The following is a 14393-nucleotide window of genomic DNA, read 5'->3' as shown; positions in this document are numbered from 1 at the left end:
CTTAGAGGCAAACTGAAGTTCTGAACGGCCGCGCCGGTTTTGCCCGCGCGGCCGTTCGTCAATCGCTATTGCGATACCGACAGGGGGAGCGAGACGGTGAGCAGGCCCACCGTTCCGCGCGCCCGGTTCTCGACACTGAACTCCTGCAGCACCTTGATGCGGGTCGAGATCGGCGTCTTGCCGACCTGGAAATTGTAGGCGACCGTCCCGCCCAGGGCGGTCGTGCGCCCCTTATAGGGGCCGAGCTGCGCGCCGGCGCCGCTGTCGCCCGTGACCTGCTGGTAGTGATAGCCGATAAGACCGATCGACAGCGCGCTGGTCAGCGCCTTCGAGGCAGCCCATTCGACATGGAACTCGGTTCCCGTCCGGTAGTCGGTCGCCCGATTGATGCCGTTGAAGGTCACGCCCACCGCCGTGGAGAGATCGATGCCCGTCTCGGGATCGAACCAGGTCAGGGCGCCGGAGAGATCGCCCGCCCAGCGATGGAAGGCGAGGTTGGCGAGCTGTCCGTCGCGATAGTCGCCGACCGGGACATTGACCAGCGCGGTCGTGCTCCAATGGAACTTGCCCGAATGCCATCCCATTGTGGCGGACAGGACGGGATCGCCGACGATGGTCGCCTTGTCGCGCAGCGAGCGCCCGATGATGGCGTTGGTGCGGGGTGAATCGAGCTCGACGCCGGCCGAGACCGCGACGCGCCCGACGGGCAGGACGGCGCCCACCGCGAAGTTGCCGCCGAAAACCTCCCAGGGCGTCACCCAGGTCCCGTTCAGGAAGTCGGCCCGCGCCTGGCTGCGCACGTTCGCGATCACCCGGCCGCCCGCCGGAAGCGACTTCCGGGCATCGAGCTTGGCATCGTAGGAATAGGTGTCGCTCTCGAAATAGAAGCCGGGCGGAGGGAGATACCCCGCCATGGGTCCGCGTCCGCCGAGCAGATAGAAGCCGGTGCCGTTCTCTGCCGCCTGCGCCACTTCGGGTACTATCGCACCACACGCTGCAACGCCGAACGCGGCAAGAGCCCGCGCTGCCCACAAGCCGGGCGCTCGCCGCCGGGCCCCCCTTAGCCGAATCATCGCCACAGCCCCTCAACGCGACGTCGCCATTCCATCGGCGAATCGTTGATGTGACGCTAGTGGCTGGCACTCGGCGAAACCAGCGTTCGCCATGCGCCGCGCACGTGTTTCCGCAAGGTCGGGTGGCTGCCTTATGGAGCGATCCCGCGGCAGGCCCAGGCGGTGGCGGCGAAGGAGCGCGGCCCGTCCGGCCGCCCTGCTTCATAGGCGGTCCGGAGGGCTTCTCTCAGCCTGTCCTGGCGGGGTGGGTCGAGCCCAGCGACATACTGGCCGATCGGTCCTTCACCGGCAGAGATCGGCTCCCAGTAATCGGCGAAATTCTCGTAATCCATCCGGATCGTCAGCGAGCTTTCCGTGACGTCGCGCAGGCCCTGGGCGCCGAAGCTTCGGCGCATCTCGCCCGGCCCGGTCATCGGCTGGAAGCAGTAGCGGCTACGCGGCGCTTGCGCGCCTTCATCGATCGCGGCAGCCGTATCCCAGAGCATGCGCATGCCCGACATGCCGCCGAGATGGTCCCAGACGGCAGCGGCGACCACGCCGCCGGGGCGTACGACCCGGCGCATCTCGGCCACCGCCTGGTCGGCCTCGGGCACGAAATGCAGCACCAGCAGCGAAAGCGCCCGGTCGAAACGTCCATCCTCGAACGGAATCGCAGTGGCGTCGCCCTGCCGGATCGTGATGCGCGGATCGGTATTGCGGCGCTGCGCCTCCTCGACGAAGACCGGCGAGAAATCGAACGCGGCGATCTCGCCGATCGCGGCCGCCTTCGGCAACGCGAAGGTCAGGCTGCCCGTCCCGCAGCCGACATCGAGGATGCGCTCGCCGTCCGCGACCCCGGCGAAGCGGATGAAGGGCTCTGCAAGCAAGCGGCTCCAGCGGCCCATGAGGCGCTCGTAGCCGGCGGCACTGCGGACGTTGAAGTTCGAAGGCATCGCTCTGCTCCCTGCTCGCCCGGAAGCCCCGCACCGGTTCCTCGCCGCGGCATGAAGCCGTCGGCGGGCGTTTGCACGCCCTTCGGAACCGGAGCGGGAGATTTTCGCAGTTCAGGCGCCAGCGCAATTCGCCGCCGATGGAAATTCAGGCTGAGCCCGATCGGAGCGGACGCCCTTGCGGCCCGGACGGCGCGCGTTAAACCGGAAGGCATGGACGCCACCGTTCGCCAGCCCCGCGCCGCCGATCTCCTCGCCTGGTATGACCGGCATCGCCGCGTGCTGCCCTGGCGCGCCTTGCCGGGCGAGCAGGCCGATCCCTACCGGGTCTGGGCATCGGAGATCATGCTGCAGCAGACCACGATCACGGCGGTGAAGCCCTATTTCGAGCGCTTCATGGCGCGCTTCCCGACCGTAGATGCGCTCGCGCAGGCGCCTTCGGAAAGCGTGATGCAGGCCTGGGCCGGGCTCGGCTACTATTCGCGTGCCCGCAATCTCCATGCCTGCGCCAAGGTCGTCGCCGGCCAGCATGGCGGCCGCTTTCCCGACACCGAGGAAGGTCTGCGTGAACTGCCCGGCATCGGCGCCTATACGGCCGGGGCCGTGGCCGCGATCGCCTTCGACCGCCCGGCTGCGGCGGTCGACGGTAATGTCGAGCGGGTGATGACGCGGCTCTTCGCGATCGAGGAGGAGATGCCCGGCGCGAAGCCGCTGGTCCGCGAGCGCGTGCTGGCGCTGATGCCGTCCCGCCCCGGGGATTTCGCCCAGGCGCTGATGGACCTCGGCGCGACGATCTGCACGCCGCGTTCCCCAGCCTGCGGGCTCTGTCCCTGGCGCGAGCCATGCCGGGCCCGCATCGCCGGCACGCAGGAGACCTACCCGCGCAAGGCGGCGAAGAAGACCGGCAAGACCCGCTTTGGTGCCGCCTTCGTCGCGATGCGCGAGGATGGTGCCGTGCTAGTGCGCACCCGCCCCGCCAAGGGCCTGCTCGGTGGCATGGTGGAGGTGCCGGGCGGCGAGTGGCGCGCCGATTATCGGCTGGAGGAGGCGCTGCGCGATGCGCCGCTGGTAGCGCAGTGGCGTCGGCTGATCGCGCCGGTGCGGCACGTCTTCACGCATTTCCCGCTGGAGCTGACGATCTTCGTCGCCAAACTTCCATTGGACGCGCAGGCGCCCGAGGGCATGCGCTTCACCCCCTTCGCGAGGCTAAGGGAGGAAGCCTTTCCGAGCGTCTTCCTCAAGGCGCTCGAGGCGGGACTGGAAGGGTTGCAGCGGCATTGATGGCGTGGCCGCCGGTGGCCTGTCCCGTCAGCACATGCTCTAATCCCGGTGCCGGCGTTGCTGCCGCGGGACGAAGCGCGCCATCTGGCTGGCGGCGCGAATTGCCGGAGGCCGCAATGACCGAAGTCGATAAGCCGATCGCACGGCCTGAGCTTCACAGCGAGATCACCTGCCCGGAGTGCGGGCACCGCAAGCGGGAGGCGATGCCGGAAGACGCCTGCCAGTTCTTCTATGAATGCGAGGGGTGCGGCGTCGTGCTGCGGCCGAAGCCGGGCGATTGCTGCGTGTTCTGCTCTTACGGCTCGGTGCCCTGTCCGCCGATCCAGCTCGACGGCCGACCGTCCGGCGCAGGTGGTTGCTGCGCCGGATGATGAAGAGGCTAGTCCGTCAGGCGGCGGCCATCTGCGCCCGGATCTCGCCACGCAGGGAGTCGAGCAGCACCGGCGCGCCGTCGCGCTCGACATGCCAGAAGGTCCAGCCATTGCAGGCCGGCAGGCCCTGGGCCAGTGCTCCAACCTTGTGGATCGAGCCGACCACGGGATCGAGCAGCAGCGTGCCATCGGCGCGGATCAGCGCCTCATGGCGTCGCTTCACGTCGAAGACCCGCTCGCCCGCCTTGACCAGCCCGGCCTCGACAAGGCTCAGGAAGGCCACGCGCGGCTCGGTGCGCTTGGAAGGGGCGGTGGCGAAGGCTGCCGGCGGCAGCGGCTCGACAGCGTCGATGCGGGCACGCGCCGCCCTCGCATAGGACTGCTCGCGCTCGATGCCGATGAAGCGCCGGCCGAGCGCCTTGGCGACGGCCCCGGTCGTGCCGGTGCCGAAGAACGGGTCGAGCACGACATCGCCGGGATTGCTGGCCGAGAGCATCACGCGGGCCAGCAGCGCCTCGGGCTTCTGCGTTGGATGGACCTTGACGCCGGCCTCGTCTTTCAGGCGCTCGTCACCGGTGCACAGCGGCAGGTACCAGTCCGAGCGCATCTGCAGGTCGTCATTGCCGCCCTTCAGCGCCTCGTAATGGAAGGTGTATTTCGAGCTCTCGCCACGCGCCGCCCAGATCAGCGTCTCATGCGCATTGGTGAAGCGCCGGCCGCGGAAGTTCGGCATCGGGTTGGCCTTGCGCCAGACGATGTCGTTCAGCATCCAGAAGCCGAGATCCTGCAGGATCGAGCCGACGCGGAAGATGTTGTGATAGGAGCCGATCACCCAGAGCGCGCCATCGGGCTTGAGCACCCGGCGGCAGGCGGAGAGCCAGGCCCGCGTGAACGCGTCGTATTCGGCGAAGGACGCGAACTTGTCCCAGTCGTCGTCGACGGCATCGACGAGGCTGTCGTCGGGCCGGCGCAGATCGCCGCCAAGCTGGAGATTATAGGGCGGGTCGGCGAAGACCATGTCGACGCTGGCCGGAGGCAGCGCTTCGATGGCGGCGATGCAGTCGCCGACGATGACCTGATCGAGCGGCAGTGCCGGGAAAAGGCCCGTTTTGGAGGGAAGGCTCTTGGCCTTCATCCGGGCCCCCAGTGCGGGCCGTCCGGTACGCGAGACTTGAATCCGGACGGCGGCACTGGCGGTCCCGGTACGCGAGATACTCATGACGCCCAGACCGTTACGCAACTTCAACGGTCATGATCTTGGGCCGGTCAGGGTAAAGACCGGGTTTCCGGCTTGAAAAAAATGCGTCCCATTCTGGGGCTGCAGATTTTGCCTAGCCCGTTGAATATGTTGATGAATCGGTAACGGAGGTTAAGGAAGGGTAAGCGTTCTGGGCCGCTGCGGGAAACGCCCGCTTAGGCTTGACATGCGCGTCCCCGGCCGAAGGACGGACTTCCCGCCACTGATCTTCACGGGCGCTTCTGGCCCTCGCCGCGGTCCGCTCCGGCCAGGCCGGGCGCCGGTCTCGTGGACGTCAGGCCGGCCGCGTCCAGGTGCCCTTCACCGGCGCGAAGGAATAGCGATGGGCCGGGCAGGGGCCGTGCTCCTTGAGCGCGGCGCGATGCTGGGCGGTGCCGTAGCCGGCATGGCCGGCGAAGCCATAGGCGGGGTAGTGCTGGCCGAGCCGTGCCATCATCCTGTCGCGCGTGACCTTGGCGATGATCGAGGCCGCGGCGATCGACGAGATCAGCGCATCGCCGCCGATGATCGCCTCGCAGGGGCAGGCCAGGCTCGGCGGGTCGTTGCCGTCGACGAGGACGAGTCCCGGTGCCAACGGCAGGGCCGCAACTGCGCGGCGCATCGCCAGCAGCGTTGCCTGGCGGATGTTCAGCCGGTCGATCTCCAGCGCGGAGGCGCTGCCGATGCCGACGCCGAGCCCCTGCCGGAGGATGATGTCAAACAGCGCGTCGCGGCGGGCCGCGCTCAAAAGCTTAGAATCGGCGAGGCCCTCGGGAATCGCCTGCGGATCGAGAATGACCGCGGCCGCGACGACCGGGCCGGCGAGCGGGCCGCGGCCGACCTCGTCGACGCCGGCGACCAGCTGGCACCCCTGCGCGATGGCGCGCGCCTCATAGCTGAAATCGGCGAACATGGTGGCAGGCTATGCCAGATCGCGGCACCGCGGTCTGCCCTGACCATGCCGGCTTCCACAGTGCAGCGCCGGTAAGGTTCGTCAGAACAGGCTGAGCTGCGCCTTCTCCTTCTCGGGCTTGACGAAGAGGTCGCTGCGCAGTCGCAGCCGCGCCGTGTTGAAGCCGAGCCGCTCGGCGGCCATCTCGAAGCGCCGGCCGATCATCCAGGCATAGGGGCCCGAGCCGACCTGACGCTGGCCCCAGGCCGCATCATAGTCCTTGCCGCCGCGCGTCGAGCGGATCAGCGAGACGACATGGCGCATCTTGTCGGGGTGGTGGGTGACGAGCCAGTCCTGCACCAGATCCTTCACTTCGAGCGGCAGGCGCAGCAGCACATAGCCGGCCTCGCGCGCCCCGGCCGCCTTGGCAGCGTCGAGGATGCGCTCGATCTCGTGCTCGTTCACCGCCGGGATGATCGGCGCGACCAGTACGGTGACCGGGATGCCGGCCTCAGAGAGCTTGCGGATCGTCTCGATGCGCTTGGCGGGAGAGGCGGCACGGGGCTCCATGCCGCGCGACAGCTTGGCGTCGAGCGTCGTCACCGAGAGCGCGACCTTGACCAGGCCCTTCTCGGCCATCGGCGCGAGGATATCGATGTCGCGCTGCACCAGCGCCGATTTGGTGACGATCCCCACCGGATGGTTGAACTTCGCCAGCACCTCCAGGATGCCGCGCATGATCCGCAGCTTCTTCTCGATCGGCTGGTAGGCGTCGGTATTGGTGCCGATCGCGATGGTGCGCGGCTGGTAGCTGGCGGCGGAGAGCTCCTTTTCGAGCAGCAGCGCCGCGTCGGGCTTGGCCGTCAGCTTGGTCTCGAAATCGAGCCCGGGCGAGAGCCCGAGATAGGCATGGCTCGGCCGGGCGAAGCAGTAGACGCAGCCATGCTCGCAGCCGCGATAGGGATTGATCGAGCGGTCGAACGAAATATCCGGGGAGTCGTTGCGGGTAATGATCGTCCGCGGTTTCTCGATCGAGATCTCGGTTTTGAAGGGTGGCAATTCGCCGAGCGAGCCCCAGCCATCATCCTCGTCGAAACGCTGCTCGGCCTCGAAGCGCCCGCCCGGATTGATCGTCGCGCCGCGCCCGCGTCGCCGCTCCGGGTCGATGCGGTGCCCGGCATGGGCGAGCGGGTCTACCGGCGCGATTCGGGCGGAGATCGAGGCTGGCTCGGCATCGCGGCGCTTCAGCGCCTGCGTCGTCGGCGGCCTTGCGGAAGGTCGAGCTTGGCGCATCGGATGGCTCCTCGCCGGAATCGCCGGCTTCACGACGAATGAATGTGAACAAAAAGAGAACATATGGCAAGTGACAGGATTGCGACATGTTGCGGTGCGTCATAGGCTTGGGTTCATGCTTACAGCTGTCATTCGCGCCAACGGCCGGACCGAAGCGCTGGCCGCGACCCTGTCGGTGCTGATTCCGGCGGTGGCCGGCGGCACGATCGGCCATGCGGTGGTGATCGGCGCCGGGGAAGACAGCGAAACCGAGCGGCTCGCCGATGTGACCGGGGCGAGCTATGTCGCAGCGCGAAACGGCGCGAGCTGGGCGCTCGGCATCGAGCGCGCGCGGGGCGACTGGGTGCTGCTGCTCGAGGCCGGGGATCTGCCGGAGCCGCATTGGGCCGAGAGCGTCGAGCGGCATCTGATGACGGCCGCGACCACGCCCGCGCTGATGCCGCTGCGCGGCATCGCGGCGCTACGCGAATGGGGCGCGGTTTCGCTGCGCTCGCGCGGCGTCAGGGCCGGGCTGATCGCGCCGAAGAAGCAGCTCCTCTCCGGCCGCCTGCCGGCCTCGCCGCGTCGTCTTTCCGTGCGCCGCGAGCGGGCGCAGCGATAGGGCCTGCCGGGGGCGGGCTCGTCAGAGCCGGTCGGTCTGGAAGGTGTTGCAGGCCTGCATCGAGCCCGAATTGAAGCCGGCATTGAACCAGCGCATGCGCTGTGCCGACGAGCCGTGGGTGAAGGAATCCGGCACCACGGCGCCGCGCCCGGCCTGCTGCTGCAGCTTGTCGTCGCCGATCGCGGCGGCGGTGCGCATCGCCTCCTCGACGTCGCCGGGCTCGATACGGTCCATCGCCTTGATATTGTAGGCCCAGACGCCGGCGAAGCAGTCGGCCTGCAATTCGACCCGCACCGAGAGCTGGTTCGATTCGCGCTCGGAGAGCCGCTCGCGCATCTGGTTCACCTTGGGCAGGATGCCGAGCAGGTTCTGGATGTGATGGCCGACCTCGTGGCCGATCACATAGGCATAGGCGAAGTCGCCGCCGCCGCCGAGCTTGCGCTGCATTTCCTGGAAGAAGGAGGTGTCGAGATAGACCCGCTGGTCGTTCGGGCAATAGAACGGCCCCATCGCCGACTGGGCGGTGCCGCAGCCCGAGCGCGTCACGCCGTCGAAGACGACGAGGCGCGGCGGCTGGTATTTCCGGTTGGCCTGCTGCGGCAGCACCTTGGACCAGATGTCCTCGTTCTGAGCCAGCACCGCCGAGATGAAGCGGCCCATCTCATCCTTCGGCGGGCCGGCCGACTGACGCTGCTCCTGCGTCGGCGCGCTGCGCCCGCCGATGCCGCCGATCATCTCGGCGCCGCCGATCAGGATTCGCGGGTCGATGCCGAGCGCCCAGCCGACCAGGCCGAGCACGACCATGGTGCCGATGCCGATCCCGCCGCGGCCGCCGGGGAGCCCGGCGAACTCACCGCCGCCGCCACGCCTGTCCTCGAGGTTTTCGGACTGGCGGTAATCTTCCCAACGCATCGCGACGCCCTTGCTTCAGCGCTGCCAATTTCCGCGAGGCGGCGCGGGAACTCAAGCCTTCATTCCGCGCCGGCCGGGTTCCGTGCCGGCCGATCTTTCGCAGAGGCTCAGTGATAGCCGCTATCGGCCTTCACCTTGCCGCGGAAGGTCCAGTAGACGAAGGCGGTGTAGAACAGGATCATCGGCAGGAGGAAGCTGACGCCGATCAGCACGAAGATGTGAGAGCTCGGCGCCGCCGCCGTGTCCCAGATCGTCAGGTTGGGCGGCACCAGATAGGGATAGTTCGAGATCGCCAGGCCGAGGAAGCAGAGCACGAAGATCGCGATGGTGAAGGCGAAGGGCGTGAACTCGTGCTTCCCGTGCAGCCGCTTCCAGACCATGTAGCCGCAGAAGGCGGTCAGCACCGGGAACGGCCAGAGCAGCATCAGGTTCGAGGGCGTGAACCAGCGCTCGGCGATCCGCGGATGGGCATAGGGCGTCCAGAGCGAGACCAGGGCGGCGAATGCGAGCAGGCCGAGCAGCAGGACCTTGGCTTGGCGACGCGCCCGTTCGGCGACCGGACCTTCGGTCTTGAAGACCAGCCACGTCGCGCCGAGCAGGGCATAGCCGACGACGACGCCGGCTCCGCACATCAGTGTGAAAGGCGTCAGCCAGTCGAACGGGCCGCCGGCGAACTGCCTGTCGACCACCTTGATGCCCTGGATCAGCCCGCCGAGGATGATACCCTGGGCAAAGGCGGCGCTGGTCGAGCCGAGCCAGAAGGCAAGGTCCCAGATCCGGTGCTTCGGCTTCGCCACCCAGCGGAACTCGAAGGCGACGCCGCGGAAGATCAGCGACAGCAGCATCAGCGTCACCGGCAGATAGAGCGCCGGCATGATCACCGCATAGGCCAGCGGGAAGGCGACCCAGAGCCCTGCGCCGCCGAGCACCAGCCAGGTCTCGTTGCCATCCCAGAACGGCGCGACGGAGTTCATCATCTGGTCGCGCTCGCTTTCGTCCCCGGTCGTCGGGAACAGGATCGCGATGCCGAGGTCGAAACCGTCGAGCACGACATAGAGCATGACGGCGGTGCCGATCAGCCCGGCCCAGATCACGGGGAGATACCATTCCATCTGGATTCTCCTCAGAGCGCCGGCTGGATCTTGTCGTCGCCGGGCTTACCGTCGCCGAACAGTTGGGAGGCGGGCCCCTGGGCCGCCTTCAGCGTCCGCTTCGAGGGCTGCTCGGGCGGGTCTTCCGGGCTGATCTCGTCCGGCCCCTTGTCGATCAGGCGGTTGATCAGGAGGATGCCGGCGGTGAACACCACGCAATAGACGAAGACGAACAGGGCCAGCGAGATCGCGACCTCGGCCGTGGTTATCGGCGAGACCGCATCCTTGGAGCGCAGGATGCCGGTCGCCACCCAGGGCTGGCGCCCGACCTCGGTGACGAACCAGCCGGCGAGAATGGCGATGAAGCCAGCGGGCCAGGTGTACTGCGCGATCCAGAGCCAGCGTCGTGATTCGAAGATCCGGCCGCGCCACCAGAACCAGGCGCCGACCCAGCCGAACAGGATCATCAGCGTGCCGAGCCCGACCATCAGCCGGAAGCCGAAGAACGGAATCAATACCGGCGGACGGTCCTCGACGGCGAAATCCTTCAGGCTCGGAAACAGCGCGTCCATGCTGCCATGGGTGAGCAGGCTGGCCACGCCCGGGATCGAGATCTCGAAGCGGTTCATTTCCGCCTTCTCGTCGGGCCAGGCGAAGAGCACGAGCGCGCCGGGCTTGGACGAGTCCCAGTGCGCTTCGATCGCGGCGAGCTTGGCCGGCTGGTAGATCGCGGTCTGCTTGCCGTGGAAGTCGCCGATCAGGGCCTGGAGCGGCGCGGTCAGCGCGATCATCAGGATCGCCATGCGCACCATCGTCTTGGCCGATTCGGTGCGGTGGCCGGCGAGCAGGTGGCGCGCGCCGGTCGCCAACACGACGAAGGCGGTGGTGAGATAGGCCGCCGTCATCATATGCGCATAGCGCAGCGGGAAGGTCGGGCTGAAGACGATCTTCATCCAGTCGACGGGATAGACGATGCCGTCGCGGACCTCGTGGCCGACCGGATACTGCATCCAGCTATTGGCCGAGAGAATCCAGAAGCCGGACAGCGCCGTGCCACCGGCGACGATCACAGCCGAGAGGAAGTGCAGCCAGGGCGGCACCCGCTTCCAGCCGAAGAGCAGCACGCCGAGGAAGGAAGCTTCGAGGAAGAAGGCGCTCAGCACCTCGTAGCCGATCAGCGGGCCGAGCACATTGCCGGTGACGGCCGAGAAACGGCTCCAGTTCGTACCGAATTGATAGGAGAGCACGATGCCGGAAACCACGCCCATGGCGAAGGAGACGGCGAAGATCTTGGTCCAGAACCGGGCGAGCAGATGGAACTTCTGGTCGCCGGTCTTCAGCCACAGGCCGAGTAGCGTCGCGATATAGGCCGAAAGCCCGATCGTGAAGGCCGGGAAGACGATGTGGAAGGAGATCGTGAAGGCGAATTGAATGCGGGACAGCAGAAAGGCGTCGATTTCCATCGCGTCGCTCCGGTATTCCGGCCAGCTGCATCATGGCCGTGAGACCCTGCGGGCCACAGGTTCTACTCTGTAGTCTGATTAATCAAGGCGAGGCGCGAGGGCAGGGCCCGACGATGACGCAGCGGCGTGATGCCGCTCCTGCTCAAAGCGTCTCTATCGCCGTCTTCAGCGTGCGCAGGTCGCGCCAGGCCAGGCGCTTGTCGAGCGGGCTGCGCAAGAGATAGGCCGGATGCAGGATCGGCAGGGCGGGAATCCGGCGCTTGCCGCTGTCATATTCGAGCCAGCGCCCGCGTGCCGCCATGATGCTCTTGACTTCGAGCAGCGCCATCGACGACGGGCGGCCGACGCAGACCAGGATGTCGGGGTCGACGAGCTCGATCTGGCGCTGGATGAAGGGCAGGCAGATCGCGACCTCCTGCGGCGTCGGCGTGCGGTTGCCCGGAGGGCGCCAGGGCAGGAGATTGGCGATGTAGACCTGCTCGGCCCGCGTCAGCCCGATCGCGCCCAGCATCCGGTCGAGCAACTGCCCGGAGCGACCGACGAAGGGCAGGCCGGCGCGGTCCTCGTCGGCGCCCGGCGCCTCGCCGACCAGCATCACCCGCGCGGCCGGATTGCCGTCGGCGAAGACCAGGTTCTTCGCGGTCGCCTTCAGCGCGCAGCCCTCGAAGCCCGCCATCGCGGCCTTGAGCTCGTCGAGCGTTCTTGCTTCGCGCGCCAGAGCGCGCGCCGAGAGCGCCGCCTCGTCCGGCGGCGCAAATTCGCCGGAGGAGGCGTGGCGCATTGGCGCGGCCTGCCCGGCAACGGGAACGAGAGCGGGGCGCGCGGGAGCAGCCGGCCGTGGGGCAGCGAAATGGTCGTGCGGCGTTTCGTCGAGCGCCTCGGTGACGCCCATCTCGGCATACCAGGCGATGAGCTCGGCGGGATGTGGCTCGACTGACGACATGATCGGCTCAGCTAGCACGGAAAGCACTGGCGATGCGACCCGTTCGGGAGCGTCGGGCTGTGCTCGTTTCAGCGCGGCGGTTCGCTCCGGGTGTGCCCCGCCCGGCATCGCCGTTCCCGAGAGGTCTCGCTTGCGGAGATGGAGCGAGTCCCCCGTTGGCGGCACGTCGCTGCGCCGGGCAGATACACGGCTTTTCGCAGTTGCAAATTGACGCCCGCGCCCGGATAGAAGGGTTCCAATCTCGACATCCGCCCGTCTTGCACGGGCGGGCATGATAGTTCACATATAAACTATATTGCGGATCGAGGCAGAGCGGGCCGTTGGCGGAGGGCAGGATGACACTCGAGGAAGCGCAGAGCACCCCGCGCGAGAGCATGGACTACGACGTCGTCATCGTCGGAGCCGGCCCCGCAGGACTCGCCGCCGCGATCCGCCTGAAGCAGCTCGATGAGAACATCTCGGTCGTCGTGGTCGAGAAGGGGTCCGAGGTCGGCGCCCATATCCTCTCCGGCGCGGTGATCGATCCGATCGGCCTCGACAAGCTCCTTCCCGACTGGCGCGAGGACGAGGCTCGCCCGCTCCACACCCAGGTCAGCGAGGACGTGTTCTACTTCCTCGGCCCGGCCGGCGGCGCCCGTCTGCCGAACTTCGCCATGCCGAAGTTGATGGACAATCACGGCAACTTCGTCGGCTCGCTCGGCCTCGTCGCGCGCTACCTTGCGACCCGGGCCGAGGCGCTCGGCGTCGAGATCTATCCTGGCTTCGCGGCCGCTGAGTTGCTGTTCAACGAGGACGGCTCGGTCGCCGGCATCGCCACCGGCGACATGGGCATCGCCAAGGACGGCAGCGTCTCGGACCGTTTCACCCGCGGCATGGAACTGCGCGGCCGCTACACGCTGCTGGGCGAGGGCGCCCGCGGCTCGCTCTCCAAGATCGCGATCAAGCGCTTTGCTTTGGACGAAGGCCGCGAGCCGCAGAAATATGGCATCGGCCTCAAGGAGATCTGGCAGGTCAAGCCGGAGAAATTCAGGAAGGGGCTGGTGCAGCACTCCTTCGGCTGGCCGCTCGACATGTCGACCGGCGGCGGCTCGTTCCTCTACCATTTCGACGACAATCTGGTTTCGGTCGGCTTCGTCGTCCATCTCAACTATACGAACCCGACGCTCTCGCCCTTCGACGAGTTCCAGCGCTTCAAGACCCATCCGATGATCCGAGACGTCTTCGAGGGCGCAAAGCGCCTCTCCTACGGCTCGCGCGCGATCACCGAGGGCGGCTGGCAGTCGGTGCCGAAGCTGACCTTCCCGGGCGGGGCGCTGATCGGCTGCGCCGCCGGCTTCGTCAACGTGCCGCGCATCAAGGGCAGCCACAACGCCATCCTCTCCGGCATGCTGGCGGCCGAAAATCTCGTTCCGGCCCTGGCGGCTGGCCGTGCCCATGACGTGGTCGACGGCATCGAGGACAGCTGGCGCTCCTCCGAGATCGGTCGCGATCTCAAGCTGGTGCGCAACGTCAAGCCGCTCTGGTCGAAGCTCGGCACGCTCGGAGGCGTCGCTCTCGGCGGCATCGACATGTGGCTGAACCAGCTCTTCGGCTGGTCGCCCTTCGGCACCATGAAGCACGGCAAGCCCGACCATGCCACGCTGAAGCCGATCGGGGACGTCACGCCGATCGTCTACCCGAAGCCGGACGGCAAGATCTCCTTCGACAAGCTCTCCTCGGTCTTCCTCTCGGCGACGAATCACGAGGAGGACCAGCCGGCCCATCTGAAGCTCACCGACCCGAACGTGCCGGTGCTGCAGAACCTGCCGCTCTATGGCGAGCCGGCGCGGCTTTATTGCCCGGCCGGTGTCTACGAGGTCGTCTACGCCGATCCCGACAAGAAGACCGAGCCGCGCTTCGTGATCAACGCGCAGAACTGCGTGCACTGCAAGACCTGCGACATCAAGGATCCCGCCCAGAACATCACCTGGACGGTGCCGGAGGGCGCCGGAGGTCCGAATTACTCCAACATGTGAGGCCGCTTTTTAGAGCGGCTGACGTTTCCGTCCGGCGAAATCTTGTGGTGTCGCCGGAGACAAGAAGAGCCGCACCGGCTGGACCGGCGCGGCTCTGAAGCAGCGGCAGGCCGGCGAATCAGCCTTTGCGGATGACGGGAGCAGGCTGTTCGGGGGCTGGCGTCGCGCAACCGCCAGCGAAGCTGGCGAGAGCGAGGACGGCCGCAAGCGCAAGCGAGACCTTCTTCATTGGAAATGTCCCAGACGAATCGCCGCGAAAGGCCGCGACAGTTTGGAAGCTACGCCCGATTTC

General features: G+C 67.4%; 13 protein-coding genes. 4 read left to right on the top strand and 9 right to left on the bottom strand.

Annotated elements, in window-relative coordinates; all coding sequences use genetic code 11:
- Window positions 1-65: 65 nt before the first annotated feature.
- The gene (locus tag RKE40_RS12880; protein ID WP_316018635.1) at window positions 66-914 is read right to left on the bottom strand and encodes a SphA family protein; all 849 of its coding nucleotides are present in this window, start codon (window positions 912-914) and stop codon (window positions 66-68) included.
- Between the two features lie 290 nt (window positions 915-1204).
- Complete coding sequence (locus RKE40_RS12875) at window positions 1205-2005, bottom strand: class I SAM-dependent methyltransferase (protein WP_316018634.1); 801 nt, start codon at window positions 2003-2005, stop codon at window positions 1205-1207.
- Window positions 2006-2215: 210 nt separating this feature from the next.
- Here RKE40_RS12875 and mutY point away from each other — a divergent pair, with 210 nt between their 5' ends.
- Both mutY and RKE40_RS12865 read left to right on the top strand, forming a co-directional pair.
- Complete coding sequence (gene mutY / locus RKE40_RS12870; protein WP_316018633.1) at window positions 2216-3283, top strand: A/G-specific adenine glycosylase; 1068 nt, start codon at window positions 2216-2218, stop codon at window positions 3281-3283.
- A gap of 116 nt (window positions 3284-3399) precedes the next feature.
- Window positions 3400-3654 carry a GDCCVxC domain-containing (seleno)protein gene (locus RKE40_RS12865; RefSeq protein WP_316018632.1) on the top strand — a complete coding sequence of 85 codons (255 nt, stop codon included), beginning with the start codon at window positions 3400-3402 and terminating at the stop codon, window positions 3652-3654.
- A gap of 16 nt (window positions 3655-3670) precedes the next feature.
- On the opposite strand, the gene RKE40_RS12860 is transcribed toward RKE40_RS12865, so the two are convergent.
- The 3 genes from RKE40_RS12860 to RKE40_RS12850 form a co-directional block, all read right to left on the bottom strand.
- Window positions 3671-4873 (bottom strand): site-specific DNA-methyltransferase, encoded by a 1203-nt coding sequence (locus tag RKE40_RS12860; RefSeq protein WP_390893350.1) that lies wholly within the window; start codon window positions 4871-4873, stop codon window positions 3671-3673.
- 313 nt (window positions 4874-5186) lie between these two features.
- Complete coding sequence (locus tag RKE40_RS12855) at window positions 5187-5804, bottom strand: ribonuclease HII (protein ID WP_316018630.1); 618 nt, start codon at window positions 5802-5804, stop codon at window positions 5187-5189.
- 81 nt (window positions 5805-5885) lie between these two features.
- Window positions 5886-7076 carry a PA0069 family radical SAM protein gene (locus RKE40_RS12850; protein WP_316018629.1) on the bottom strand — a complete coding sequence of 397 codons (1191 nt, stop codon included), beginning with the start codon at window positions 7074-7076 and terminating at the stop codon, window positions 5886-5888.
- A gap of 115 nt (window positions 7077-7191) precedes the next feature.
- On the opposite strand from RKE40_RS12850, the gene RKE40_RS12845 reads away from it, so the two are divergent.
- A complete protein-coding gene (locus RKE40_RS12845) occupies window positions 7192-7677 on the top strand; it encodes a glycosyltransferase family 2 protein (protein WP_316018628.1) in 486 nt (161 codons plus the stop codon).
- A 21-nt stretch (window positions 7678-7698) separates the two neighbouring features.
- Here RKE40_RS12845 and ypfJ read toward each other — a convergent pair whose 3' ends face one another.
- The 4 genes from ypfJ to RKE40_RS12825 all read right to left on the bottom strand — a co-directional run bounded on the left by ypfJ (window position 7699) and on the right by RKE40_RS12825 (window position 12086).
- Window positions 7699-8589, bottom strand: a complete 891-nt coding sequence (gene ypfJ, locus RKE40_RS12840; RefSeq protein ID WP_316018627.1) for a KPN_02809 family neutral zinc metallopeptidase — start codon at window positions 8587-8589, stop codon at window positions 7699-7701.
- Window positions 8590-8696: 107 nt separating this feature from the next.
- Window positions 8697-9701, bottom strand: coding sequence for a cytochrome d ubiquinol oxidase subunit II (cydB, locus tag RKE40_RS12835; RefSeq protein ID WP_316018626.1), 1005 nt, complete (start codon window positions 9699-9701; stop codon window positions 8697-8699).
- Between the two features lie 11 nt (window positions 9702-9712).
- Window positions 9713-11143: a cytochrome ubiquinol oxidase subunit I gene (locus RKE40_RS12830; protein ID WP_316018625.1), complete on the bottom strand. Its 1431-nt coding sequence runs from the start codon at window positions 11141-11143 to the stop codon at window positions 9713-9715.
- A gap of 142 nt (window positions 11144-11285) precedes the next feature.
- The gene (locus RKE40_RS12825; RefSeq protein ID WP_316018624.1) at window positions 11286-12086 is read right to left on the bottom strand and encodes a uracil-DNA glycosylase; all 801 of its coding nucleotides are present in this window, start codon (window positions 12084-12086) and stop codon (window positions 11286-11288) included.
- Window positions 12087-12421: 335 nt separating this feature from the next.
- On the opposite strand from RKE40_RS12825, the gene RKE40_RS12820 reads away from it, so the two are divergent.
- A complete protein-coding gene (locus RKE40_RS12820; protein ID WP_316018623.1) occupies window positions 12422-14101 on the top strand; it encodes an electron transfer flavoprotein-ubiquinone oxidoreductase in 1680 nt (559 codons plus the stop codon).
- Window positions 14102-14393 lie beyond the last annotated feature (292 nt).

The sequence above is a fragment of the Allobosea rubneri genome (assembly GCF_032464875.1).
Classification (GTDB): Bacteria; Pseudomonadota; Alphaproteobacteria; order Rhizobiales; family Beijerinckiaceae; genus Allobosea; species Allobosea rubneri.
Note: the sequence above shows the minus strand (reverse complement) of the source record. Positions and strands in the feature narration are given on the sequence as shown.